10 protein-coding genes are annotated in these 12804 nt (G+C 45.0%); 4 read left to right on the top strand and 6 right to left on the bottom strand.

Annotation, left to right across the window (positions count from 1 at the left end):
* The first annotated feature begins 94 nt into the window (after nt 1-94).
* Nucleotides 95-1207, top strand: coding sequence for a GerAB/ArcD/ProY family transporter (locus tag J0K78_RS09865; RefSeq protein WP_206946556.1), 1113 nt, complete (start codon nt 95-97; stop codon nt 1205-1207).
* Between the two features lie 98 nt (nt 1208-1305).
* Here J0K78_RS09865 and J0K78_RS09860 read toward each other — a convergent pair whose 3' ends face one another.
* Nucleotides 1306-2016 (bottom strand): GntR family transcriptional regulator, encoded by a 711-nt coding sequence (locus tag J0K78_RS09860; protein WP_206946554.1) that lies wholly within the window; start codon nt 2014-2016, stop codon nt 1306-1308.
* Between the two features lie 213 nt (nt 2017-2229).
* On the opposite strand from J0K78_RS09860, the gene J0K78_RS09855 reads away from it, so the two are divergent.
* Together J0K78_RS09855 and J0K78_RS09850 are read left to right on the top strand one after the other, a co-directional pair.
* Entirely contained in the window at nt 2230-3582 is a 1353-nt protein-coding gene (locus J0K78_RS09855; RefSeq protein ID WP_206946552.1) for a 6-phospho-alpha-glucosidase, read from the top strand.
* Between the two features lie 78 nt (nt 3583-3660).
* The gene (locus tag J0K78_RS09850; RefSeq protein ID WP_206946550.1) at nt 3661-5217 is read left to right on the top strand and encodes a PTS transporter subunit EIIC; all 1557 of its coding nucleotides are present in this window, start codon (nt 3661-3663) and stop codon (nt 5215-5217) included.
* Between the two features lie 722 nt (nt 5218-5939).
* Here J0K78_RS09850 and J0K78_RS09845 read toward each other — a convergent pair.
* The 5 genes from J0K78_RS09845 to J0K78_RS09825 all read right to left on the bottom strand — a co-directional run bounded on the left by J0K78_RS09845 (nt 5940) and on the right by J0K78_RS09825 (nt 12245).
* Nucleotides 5940-6590 carry a LysE family translocator gene (locus J0K78_RS09845; RefSeq protein WP_206946549.1) on the bottom strand — a complete coding sequence of 217 codons (651 nt, stop codon included), beginning with the start codon at nt 6588-6590 and terminating at the stop codon, nt 5940-5942.
* 65 nt (nt 6591-6655) lie between these two features.
* Nucleotides 6656-7111, bottom strand: coding sequence for a cupredoxin domain-containing protein (locus J0K78_RS09840; protein WP_160910686.1), 456 nt, complete (start codon nt 7109-7111; stop codon nt 6656-6658).
* A gap of 658 nt (nt 7112-7769) precedes the next feature.
* Complete coding sequence (locus J0K78_RS09835; RefSeq protein ID WP_206946547.1) at nt 7770-8672, bottom strand: vanadium-dependent haloperoxidase; 903 nt, start codon at nt 8670-8672, stop codon at nt 7770-7772.
* 55 nt (nt 8673-8727) lie between these two features.
* Nucleotides 8728-10545: an ABC transporter ATP-binding protein gene (locus tag J0K78_RS09830; protein ID WP_242517808.1), complete on the bottom strand. Its 1818-nt coding sequence runs from the start codon at nt 10543-10545 to the stop codon at nt 8728-8730.
* Complete coding sequence (locus J0K78_RS09825) at nt 10542-12245, bottom strand: ABC transporter ATP-binding protein (protein WP_206946545.1); 1704 nt, start codon at nt 12243-12245, stop codon at nt 10542-10544. The genes J0K78_RS09830 and J0K78_RS09825 overlap by 4 nt, the downstream gene beginning before the upstream one ends.
* A gap of 350 nt (nt 12246-12595) precedes the next feature.
* Here J0K78_RS09825 and J0K78_RS09820 point away from each other — a divergent pair, with 350 nt between their 5' ends.
* Nucleotides 12596-12793: a hypothetical protein gene (locus J0K78_RS09820; protein WP_206946543.1), complete on the top strand. Its 198-nt coding sequence runs from the start codon at nt 12596-12598 to the stop codon at nt 12791-12793.
* The last annotated feature ends 11 nt before the right edge of the window (nt 12794-12804 follow it).

Here is a 12804-nt window from a genome sequence, read left to right as displayed (position 1 = left end):
AAGTCTGAATGTTGAGCTCCCTAATCCGCTAGACCTTATTCAAAGGTTCTATAAAATGATTGGATTCTAATTGATGAGAATAAGAGGTGTAAAAATGGATAATCAGAAGATCAGCCCCCGGCAGTTTATGTTTCTCGTCATTTTATTTTCCGTGGGAAGCTCTATTCTGATCGTACCTACCCCGCTCACGGCTAATGCGAAACAGGATGCCTGGCTATCCATTATCATATCAATCGCAGCTGGCTTGCTCCTTGTGATGTTATACAACCACATGGCAACTCTGATGAAAGGACAAACGTTCGTACAGGCCACCATTGCTGTATACGGAAAATGGTTTGGGAGGATTCTGCTTTTTTTCTACCTCTCTTTCCTTTATATTCTGGCCTCCCTTGTGTTGAGAAACATCGGCGACTTCATGACCACCCAAATCATTCCAGAAACACCTTTGCAATTCACCCATATTCTTTTTCTAATTGTAGTCATATGGGGGGCTTATCTAGGGCTCGAAGCCATCGGACGATCTTCAGAAATGTTTGTGCCATGGGTGGTCCTTCTGGTGTTCTTTTTTACGATCACTTTATCTCCCCAGATAAAAATGGAAAACCTGCAGCCTGTTCTCAGCAATGGAATCCTTCCTGTACTGAACACCTCGACTTTCGTGATCGGTACACCGCTATTAGAGATGGTCACTTTCCTTATGATCATCCCTTATGTCAAAGACGGAAAAACTAAGAAAAAAGCCTGGCTGTTAGGGACTTTTCTTGGCGGGGCTGTCTTAACGTTAATCACCTTACTATGTATCTTGATTTTAGGAAGCGATTTAACGGCATTGAACACCTATCCCAGCTACAAATTAGCTCAAAAAATCAATATCGCCGGTTTTTTAGAAGGACTGGAAATTATGGTAGCCATCATTTGGATGATTACAATCTTCTTCAAGATGGTCATCCTTTATTATTCAACCACTGTAGGAATAGCTCAATTTCTAACTATGGAAGACCACCGTCCTTTGTTGCTTCCCTTAGGTATGGGAATGGTTGTATTATCCATCATCGCCTACCCGGATGTTGCTTATTTTGAGACCTTTATCAATGAAACATGGTTCCCGTATGCCATTACGCATGGCTTGATCATTCCTTTAATTGTTTGGGCAGGATTGTTAATCAAATCCAAGAACCAAACGAAACTCCAACATGATCGTTCGTAAAAAGCATCAAATCGAAACTCTGTTACATGAAGAGCACAAATAAAAAAGCACAGGCATTTTTGCTGTGCTTTTTCGAGGATCGTCTTAGCTGATTCAGTTCAAGGCCGCGAAGCCCTAAGCGTAAATTTGTATTCATCACTCTTGAAATAATTTTCACTGTACTCAAAAATCGTTCCATCCACAAAGACACTATACAACTGAATCTTTAAAATCGGCATGGAATCCTCGACCGTAAGTGCTTCTGCAATATCCTTAGAAGGCAGAATCGGGATGACTTCCTGAAAGCTGTCTTTAATCTTCATCCCAACCTCCTCCTCAATATAATCATATTTCGACCCGGCCATAATCCCATAGGAAAGGTTCGGAAACATGGAAACAGGTAAATACGTATCCTCAACGACATAAGGAATATCATCGACAAGTCTCTGACGGCGGACGTAAAACACTTTATCCCCGTCCGCAAGCTTGAGCATTCGTTTCACATGATCATCCGCTTCTTTCAATTCAAAATGAAGGATTTTGTTTACAGGTTCTTTATTTAAACGTCTCATTTCTTCTGTGAAACTCAACAGTTCGAAAATGTTGTGTTCAATCTTCTGCTCTTTCACATAAGTACCGCTCCCCTGTACCTTCTCAAGAAGCCCCTCTTCGACCAGGCCTTTGATGGCCTGTCTCACTGTTACGCGGGAGGCTTCGTATCTTTCTGAAAGATGCATTTCTGTTGGGATTGCTTCCCCTTCTTTCCATATTCCCGATTGGATTTCCTCTTTGATTTGTTGAGCAATTCTACGATACAAAGGCGCAGCCATTTTTATTCCTCCTATAACTAGTGACCTGTGTGATGTGGGAATGTGGCGCTCCACCCCCACATTTCAAACCAGTCCAACACCTATCTCTACCATCATTATAACGAAATGTTGCAAAAAATACGATACAAATGTTGACGCTTTCAGAAATATGTATTATATTCATATTAAGTTAAAAATAAAACAAATATAATACCTTTACTGGAGGTCTAAAATATGAAAAAACAAAACCTTGTCGTCGTCGGTGGCGGCAGCACCTACACTATCGGGATGATCATGAGTCTTGTTGCAGAAAAAGAACAGTTTCCATTGAAAACGATTACTTTTTACGACACCAATGCTGAACGTCAAGAGAAGATTGCGAAAGCATCAGAAATCATCCTTCGCGAAAAGTACCCTGAACTGGAAAGCTTCCATTACACAACAGATAAAGAGGAAGCTCTGACAAACGCAGATTTTGTTTTTGTTCAAATTCGGACAGGCGGTCTTGCGATGCGTGAGCAGGATGAGCAAATTCCTTTGAACCATGGAGCCGTCGGCCAGGAAACGTGCGGACCAGGTGGAATGGCTTACGGACTGCGTTCCATCGGGGACATGATCGACCTTGTCAACGACATCCGTCATTATTCTCCTGATGCTTGGATCCTAAACTACACCAACCCGGCAGCGATTGTCGCAGAAGCACTTCGACGTGAGTTCCCAGAAGATAAAAAGCTTTTGAACATTTGCGATATGCCGGCAGCAATCATGGTCAGTTACGCAGGGATCCTTGGAAAAGACGTCTTCGACCTTGTCCCTGAATACTTCGGCCTGAATCACTTCGGCTGGTTCACAAAAATCCTTGATAAGGACGGTATTGATCACACAGACACGATCAAGCGAGCCATCACAGAAGACGGCTTTATTCCTGAAGATGCAGAGATCGCCAACGACCCTTCCTGGATCAAAACGTTCAAGCAGGTAGAGCAAATGGTGACAGACTTCCCTGAATACCTGCCGAACACGTACTTGCAATATTATCTCTATCCTTCTCAAATGGTAGAAAAAGAAGACGTGACCAATACACGTGCCCGCCAAGTCATCAATGGCCGTGAAAAACGCGTGCACACCCTCGCTGATCAAATCATTGCAGATGATACAACGGCTAACGTTGAACTTGAAGTGGACATTCATGGACGTTACATGATCCGTGTAGCCGCATCCATGGCTTACAATAACGGAGACATTTTTATCGTCATGGTTGAAAACAATGGTACGATCGCCAACCTTCCAGACGATGCGATGGTAGAAGTTCCTGCGATGATTACCAGCCGCGGACCAAAGCCATTTGCCGTCGGAAACATTTCTACTTTCTATAAAGGGTTGATCGAAGGGCAGCTGGCATACGAGAAACTGGTCGTTGATGCCTACTATGAAAACAGCTATGAAAAAGCGCTGCAGGCGCTGACGTTGAACCGTACAGTTGTAGACGCACCTCGCGCCCGCAAAATTTTGGATGACATGATTGAGGCGAATCAACAGTACTGGCCTGAATTGCATGCCAACAAACAGCTTGTGACATCAAAATAACCCATAGGAACCCCAGCCCATTCCGGGGTCTCCTCTCCATCAAATAAGAAAGCGTTTCCCTATAAAGGAGGATCAGAAGTGAAGAAATACTTTGGAAGCTTACAGAAGTTCGGAAAATCACTGATGGTTCCCGTCGCCTTGCTCCCCGCTGCCGGTATATTGCTGGGATTCGGAGCTGCGTTGACAGGACCACTCGCTGATTCACTCACTTTTCTACAGAATGACATCATTCAACTGATTGGTAACGGTATGTCAGATATCGGAATCAGTATCTTTAACAACCTTGCTGTCATATTCGCTATCGGTGTTGCCATCGGCTTAACAGGGGGCTCGGGAATTGCTGCCTTAGCTGCCCTGCTCGGTTATATCATTATGAACAAAACCATCTCCTTCGCCTTAGGTATCACACCTGAAATGGTCAGTGAAAGTGGAGAATATGGCATGGCACTCGGTATCCCGACACTGGAAACCGGTGTCCTCGGCGGAATTGTCGTCGGTCTCTTAGCTGTTTGGATTTATAACAAATTCCATGAGTTTGATCCTCCAGAAGTGCTCGGTTTTTTTGCCGGTGACCGTTCTGTTGGAATCGCCATGGTCTTCTCGTCTATTTTCCTTGCTTTGGCAATGATGGTTGTATGGCCACCGATTCAAGGGGGCATTAACGCTGTTGCCAACGTCATCGCCAACGGCGCGACAAACCCCTTATACATCGGGCTATACGGTTTCTTAGAACGTGCATTGATCCCAACAGGCCTGCACCATATCTGGTATGCTCCCTTCCTATGGACATCTCTAGGCGGGACGACAGAAGTAGCTGGCAGTGCCGTGTCCGGTGACCAGTACATCTTCCTTGCACAGATTGCGGAAGGGGTCGAAGTTACAGCCGGCCGCTTCATGGCAGGTAAATTCCCTGTCATCATGTTCGGACTATTAGGAGCTGCGCTCGCGATGTACCGCCGAGCAGATAAGAAGAATCAGCCTGTCGTGAAAGGGATGCTCATTGCTGCTGCAGGTACTGCCTTTTTGACAGGAATCACAGAGCCGATCGAATTCACATTCTTATTCGTTGCGCCATTGCTGTTCGTCTTTCATGCATTTCTTGCCGGGATCTCGTTTGCCGTGATGTACATGCTTGATGTTCACCTCGGCTGGGCAGGCGGTTCTGGATTAATCGACTTTATCCTCGTCAATGCACTTCCGGGTACCGGAAACTGGTGGATAAACCTAGTCGCAGGTGCTGTATTCTTCGTCATCTATTATTTCTCTTTCTCCTTTGCTATCAAAAAATGGGACCTCGCTACACCAGGTCGTGGAGGACAAGAGAACAAGCTTTACACACGTAAAGACTTCAACGAACAAAAGAAAGGCGGCAAAGGTAGTCAAACGAAAGAGACAGCTGCTGCCATCATGGAAGCTCTTGGTGGAGAATCAAACTTGAAGCACGTCGACGCTTGCTTTACAAGATTGCGTGTGGAAGTTTCTGAAGTAGGTCAAATTAATGAAGACCGCTTAAAGGAACTTGGAGCCGCAGGGGTTGTTAAAGTGGACCACAATATCCAAGCCATCTTCGGGGGACGCTCCGACCTTTACAAGAATGAAATCAATAGAATTATAAAAGAGTCGAATGCATCTTAGGTCTTTGATTAATATCCTGTGATTTTATTAATATATGACTCAAGCGACCATCGCCAATTTACATTCACTACTAAAAAAGGAGTCCCTAACTAGCAGGGACTCCTTTTTCAACCTTACATTTATCCTTTTTCACAAAAGCTCCCTTTAGTTGAAGACTCAGTTTCGAGACGATTGTGCAGTGGATTGGGGCTGCGGGGGATGACTCGCTTTCCGCGGGAGCGCGGTGAGCCTCCTCGGACTACGTCCTGTGGGGTCTCACCCTGCACTTTTTTTCCCGCAGGAGTCTCGCCATCCCCCTCCGCCCCTTTGCCATATAAGTATCTCGAAACCACTTCCGGAAAAGGAAGCTTTCACTCCTAGGGAAAGTGAATCAATATGCACTTTCCAACCACTATTCTGAATGATAAAGGCTGTTATAGAGCTCTTTGTTAATATAGATTCAGGATTTGTAAAAGACACTCATACTCGGCAAAGAGTTTCGGTTCTCACTTTAATCATATGGGTTGGCTGGGAAGCTGCGAGACTCCCGTGGGAGAAAGGAGATAGGTGAGATCCCGCAGGACGTAGTCCGAGGAAGCTCACCACTCCCCCACAGGAAAGCGAGTAGCTTCCCAGCCAACCCTGACGCTCATACCAAGCACCGACCCCCGAAACATCTCGTAACTGAGTCTTCCACAATCCTGCCATTTTGTTTAATTATTTAGGTGTGGGTATTGTGTCTATTACGTTGATAAGCTTTTAAAAAGGACATTTACTCCAATCCAGCCGAATTTGAGGCCGTAATAGATAAGAATCAGGCTCGCTATCCCCTGGACCCATTTCAATAGTGAAGAATTTACGAGGTACCTCCCAAAATGAACAAAAAATGCTAAATTGGCATTCCACAAACCAATTCCAAGAAAAACCATGGAACTGATGATAAACGATCGAAACATGTTTTCTTCCTGTAGAGCACCACTCAACACGGATCCATAGATACTGATCCAAAACAAAAGATTCATTGGATTCGTTCCTGCAATAATTACTCCTCTAACATAGGAGAGTAAAGCTTGGCCTTTATGGCGACGTTCATAGTCTTCCTCCACCCTCCATTCTTCTCTAGCGGAAAGGCTCGTCCAACCTGCATGAACCAAGACGATACAGCCAATGAGCATTAAAGCAACCTGCACCCATGTCCACGTTAAAAATATACCCATTCCAAAAAACATAGCCGCCATGAGCAACAAATCGGAAGACATTCCTCCAAGTCCTACACAAAAAGCAGACCAAAACCCATAGGTAAGACCTCTTCTCATGATTTCTATATTGATCGGCCCGACAGGTGCTGCTATGGATAGTCCTAGCAGAATAGAGCTTGCAATTAACCCAACCAAATCCTCCCCCCTTTTTATAACGAGGCTCAAAAAAGAGGAACGATAAGCTCGTCCCTCTGTGCTATTTAATCAACAACGATATATGCGATCATTGGACCATCCGAAGCGATTTCAGAATGAGTTGTGCAGATCAGACGATAAATGCCTTCTTTTTTAAATTGAAGATCTACCACCGTCTCTTTGCCTTGCTCAACCACGCCTTTGACATCCGTGCCTTCAATGTAAAAAGGATGTTCTTTTCCATTCACTCCATAAATACTCAGTTTAAAAGGTTCATCTTTTTCCACAAAGATCGTCCCCGGGTCCCAACGATAAGCTTCAATTTCTTTCCCATCAGCCGTCTCCGCCTTAAATTCACCTGTCACCAGGTTGATGACCCTGGGTTCTCCATTCACAGGCTCTGTGGATGTCGAGATGGCTCCTTTCCAGAAAAAGCTCCCAATAAAGTAAGCAGCAAAAGCGATAATAATGGCACCTAAAAGCAGGCCGACTTTTCGTGCAGACAAAATCCACGCATCCATGCCATACCCCTCCTATCTTTCGTTAGTTCATTTATATGCAAAGGGACACCGAAAACTTGTCTACTTTTTAAAGAAAAGCTCTCGTTTGTGGAAGACTCAGTTTCGAGATTTTTGTTGAGTGTATGGGGGCTGCGGGGAATGACTCGCTTTCCTCGGGAGCGCGGTGAGCCTCTTCGGACTACGTCCTGTGGGGTCTCACCATGCACTTTTTCCCGCAGGAGTCTCGCCATTCCCCTCCGCCCCTTTGCCATGAAAGATTCTCAAAACCACTATTAAAAAGTCAGCTCGTATGATTATGGGAAGGGGATTATAGAATATCTCCATAGCACTTATAAGCTTGATCCAGAGCGCTTTATACCTCTAACAGTTGGACGGTGGAAGACCATCCAACTTTGTACAGGGGTTCGTTTCTCTCTTACATCGAAAGGGGTGGTTGGGAAGCTGCGAGACTCCCGTGGGAGAAAGGAGATCGGCGAGATCCCGCAGGGCGGTAGCCCGAGGAAGCTCGGCACTCCCCCACAGGAAAGCGAGTAGCTTCCCAACCACCCCCTGACGCTCAACTCGGGCAACGATCCCCGGAAAGTCTCGAAACTGAGTCTTCCACAATCCTGCCATTATACAGAATAAAAGAACCACACCTGAGGCGTGGTTCTTTTGGTCAATAGAATATTTTCGGGTCGATCCATTCCGTATAAGACGAAGATTCTTCAGGGTTCGTTGAGTCAAGTAGCAAGGAACCACATTTTTGGTCAAATTTAAAAGGGATAGCCTGCCTATAGTCGGAAGGGTGGATATCTGCATTTCGATATTCTGTAAACGGACGGTCAAGCGGCTGGTCTTCGACATAATCTTTCTTCAACTCTTCTATAACGATACGGCCGACTTGCCTGCCCAGGCGCAACCCCTCGTCATTGTCCACAGGGTAGTGTACGCCGGCGTATAGCCTTGAGCGAGCATTTTCTTCAGCCAGTCCCCGTAGTTTTCTTCTTTCTGCAGGAAAGAAATAACTGAGGATAACTTCTGCAGCCCCGGAAATCGTTGCGTGGCCGGATGGATAAGAAGGATGTTTCGGTGTACAGATAACAGTCCGTAATTGAGGATCCAACTGGTTGGGACGCGGTACCAGCCAGCGGTATTTCAATGACCAGCACACAACGAAGGCATCATTCATCCCGCTGAAAACAGCCCCTAAAATGCGAGCGGCTCTTGGGGCTTCTACACCATAAGTATCAATCAGACGGTCAACGATAGGGAGCCATTGTTTTGATGCTGCCCCCTCTCCCCAGTACACAGCTATCTTCCTTTGATCCGCTGTCAAATGAGCTAAAGTTTCTTTGACGACCTTCAGTTCCCTATGCCAGTCAATGGTTTCTGGATCTTTGATAGCTAACCGTATCGGAGTCCCATCCAACGTTTTAAACCCGTACCTGCGGCTGTGTTCAATAAAATAGGTCTTCCATTTCCCGGCTTCAAACTCCACCCCTTCGTTCGTTAATGGTGGGTGGCTTTCGCCCGCATAAGGCAGATCGGTCCAGTAAGGATACGGTTGATTTAGTGACATGGTCACCCCTCCCTTTTCCTCATCTTATGCGACTGGATGGGCGAAGGTGTGAGACTTAACCGTACCCTCTTTGATTCTTATCCGATGTTTGAGCTCGAATGAGAGCTGCATATTCCCCGCCATGCGCCATAAGTGTCCGATGATCTCCTTTTTCAACGACCTTTCCACTCTTGAGTACGAGAATAACATCAGCTGAGCGTATGGTATGCAGACGGTGGGCAATGACAAAACTCGTCCGTCCTTTCATTAAATTGGTGAGTCCGGCATTAATCTTCATTTCTGTAACTGTATCGATGCTGCTTGTCGCTTCATCTAATATCAACAAGGAGGGATCTGCAATCATGGCTCGAGCAATGGAAAGCAACTGTCTTTGTCCATGACTTACCCCTTTCCCATCTGAATCAAGGGTCGTATCGTATCCGTCTGGCAGCTGAGTTATGAATTCATGGGCCATAGCAGACTTGGCAGCCTGTTCAACCTCAGCATCTGTAGCATCCAGTCGACCGTAACGGATGTTTTCCCTTATGGTCGTATGAAACATAGTGGCATCCTGCAGGACTACCCCCATCCTGCTCCTCAGACTGTCTCTTTTCACGCTTTTCAGGTCAACGCCATCCAGCAGGATCTTACCTGAGTCCGGGTCGTAGAATCGTGACAGCAAAGAAATGATTGTCGTTTTCCCTGCACCTGTAGGGCCTACGAGTGCTACCGTTTGTCCAGCTCTTGCTTCAAAAGTGATATCCGAAAGCGTCTGCTGATCTCCTTCATAAGAAAAATCGACATGCTCAAATCGGATATTGCCCCGGATCTCTGAAACGTCCTGTGCCTTGTCTTCGTCCAGCCTCTCTTCTTTTTCATCAAGGACCTGAAATACTCTGTCTGCCCCGGCTACGGCTGATAAAATCATATTGAACTGGTTGGCAAGATCGTTTAACGGGCGTGTGAATTGGCGGGAATAAGTGGTAAACGTGACGATGATCCCTATTGATATCGAGCCATTGAGAGCAAGAATCCCGCCTGCTCCGACGATGATCGCAAAACTTACATTATTCAACATGTTCATCAGCTTTGGAATAAAACCTGTGTACACTTGTGCGTAGTATCCAGAAGTTCGTAATGCTTTATTTTTTTCTCCGAACTCACTAATGACATCTTCTTCTTTGGAAAACATTTTGATGATGGACTGTCCGGAGAACATTTCCTCTACATAGCCATTTACTTCACCAAGGTCCTTTTGTTGCTTTTTAAAATAGGGACCCGTTCGGTTTGTAATCCATTTCATCCCAAAGTACATAACAGGAATGATGGTCAAGGTCAGCAGTGTAAGCATAGGACTTAACCAAAGCATGATGATCAATGTACCGATAATCGTCAATAAACTCGTGAAGAATTGAACGATTGCTGTATTCAAGGTCCGACTTACGTTTTCAATATCGTTCGTAAGCCTGCTCATCAACTCCCCCTGCTGCATTTTTTGAAAGAAAAGAACAGGGAGCAGCTGAACATGCGAAAAAAGCTGCGACCTCATTGACTGGACCGCGTTTTGAGCAATTCCGATCATCCAATAGTTTTGCAGCCAGAGGAAAAGAGAATGAAACAAGTAGACAATCAACAAGCTCCCCAGCATGATAAGAAGGGTATCTGATTCAGGACTTTCTATGACCATGTCAACCGTAAGTCCCAGAAGATAAGGACCCAGTAAAGACAAAGAGGAACTGACCAGGATCGCAGCCAATACAATAATAAACCTTACTCTTTCCTCCGCCATGTAAAGCCAGATTCTACGAAGTGTCCCCCTGAGGTTTTCAACTTTCGGAGGTTTTGAACCAAGCCCGTGAGGATGGCCCATTTTGGGTTTAGAATGTCTACTCATGACGTAACCCCCTCTTGTTGGGATTGATGGATTTCAGCGTAATATTCACTTTGCTGAAGCAGTTCGTCATGCGTACCCTGGGCGATGATTTCCCCTTGGTGAAGGATTAGAATGAGGTCTGCTTTTTGGATTGAACTGACTTTTTGAGCTACAAGAAACACGGTACATGGCTGGTCGTCCAAACTGCGTAAAAGCCTTTTTTCGGTATGAGCATCCAGCGCACTCGTACTATCGTCCAAGATCAAAATCCGTGGTTGGCGCACAAGGGCTCGTGCGATCGAGAGACGCTGCTTCTGTCCCCCAGAGAAGACGACCCCTTTTTGTCCGATTTGTGTCTCATAACCGTTTGGTAAGGCGGCGATGAAATCATGAATCTGCGCCTGCCTAGCCGCTTTCACAACCTCTGCGTATGTCGCATCCCCTTTTCCCCAGGCAATATTTTCCTTTACCGTCCCTGAAAACAAATGAACTTCTTGGGGGACGAGACTGATTTGTTTTCTTATCTTTTTCACATGGAGATTTTCGATATCCACTCCATCCAAAAAGAGTTGGCCTGCATTTTTTTCATACAATCGGGGTATTAAATGAAGCAAAGATGTTTTTCCGGCACCCGTTTCTCCGATAATGCCGACAGTGGTTCCCGGCATGGCATGGAAGTTCAGATCTCTAAGCACAGTGTAACCACCTCTTTGAAGAGAGACATTGCGGAAGCGCACCGCGCCCTCCAACTCTTTGTCTTCGCCTGATGTATCCTCATCTGTATGTTGATGCAGCACGTCTGTGATTCTCTCAGCCGAGGCCTGCCCCCGTGAGATGACCATGATCAAAAATGTGAAAATAGAAAAAGTAAACAGTATTCTTGTCGCGTAGTTAATGATAGCGACCAGTTCACCCGCCTCCAAGCCTGCATTCCTCAGTATTTGTGAGCCAGCAAAAAGGAGGACCAGGATGACGATATTCATTCCAAGCATGACCACAGGCATAGCCACTTCCATGAGCCATAATGCTTTTTTATTCTGAAGAACCAACGATTCATTCGCCTGTTGAAATCTTTTCTCTTCCTGTTCTTTTCTATTGAAACCTTTAATCAAGCGAATTCCAGCGATATTTTCCCGAATGATCGTATTGAGCCCATCGAGTCTCTGCTGAACTTTCTTAAACCACTTGATTCCTTTTGTAAGAAGGAAGAATAAAAACAATAAAAACACAGGTACACTACTCAGTAGAAAGAGTGCAAGTTCCACGTCAATTGTAAAGGCCATTACTAAAGCAAAAATGATGAAAAGCGGAGCCCTGAGCCCAATCCTCACAAACATGAACAGTAAATTTTGAATCTGGATCACATCATTGGTGATTCTTGTGACCAGGCTCGGAGTCGTAACGTTTTGGAAATGACGGGCTGAAAACTCCTGGACTTTAGCAAATAGATCGTTTCTCAAATCATAACCGACCCCCTGACTCAGGTCGGCAGCAAAGAAAGAGTTGGTCACACCGGCGGTAAAGGCGACCAATGATAAACCCAAAAGCACGCAGCCCCATATTAAAACGGCGTTAAAGTCTTCGGCTATGATTCCATCATCTATGATTTTAGCCATGAGTATGGGCTGAGCCAGTTCAACCAATAATTCTATGAACATAAGAAGAAGGGCGATTGATGCAGACCTTTTATAAGGAAAGGTATAAGAAAAAATTGCACGCATACAAAATCCTCCAAACGTGGATCAAATCTATAGACCTGTTATACAGATCCGGAATGTCTTTCATTGATTAAAATGTGATGTTCTTGCATAGTTTGAGACTCTGGAACGATTTAGTTATACAAAAATAACAAGTCCAGCTATTTCAGTATAACTTTTGTATAATACTAACCCTTCTCCTGATGTGCGCCACTGAGCCAAAAACACGGACTTACATGTTGATTATTCACAATCGTTTAAGTCATAATAGGCAATGTACACGCACATTTATGTAAGTACTTGTTACCCGTATAAAAAGCAAATAGAATTATAGTAATCGTATTTTCCCGAACACACAGGAAGGTGATCCATTTATGGACAACATAAAACCGATTTTCCCCGTTTCTGAAGAATTGTTAGAACTCGTGGACTTGTTAAATCAAGTCTCGGAATCGGAAGAAGAAAACGTCATCCCTCAGACCATGACTGTATTGAACAAAGTGTATGCCCAGGGGATATTGGAAGGCTACGAAAAAGCCATGCAGAAACAAGGACAAACAACAAAAAAATAACGTGAGGTGAA

The sequence above is a fragment of the Halobacillus sp. GSS1 genome (assembly GCF_017307035.1).
GTDB classification, from domain to species: Bacteria; Bacillota; Bacilli; order Bacillales; family Halobacillaceae; genus Halobacillus; species Halobacillus litoralis.
Note: the sequence above shows the minus strand (reverse complement) of the source record. Positions and strands in the feature narration are given on the sequence as shown.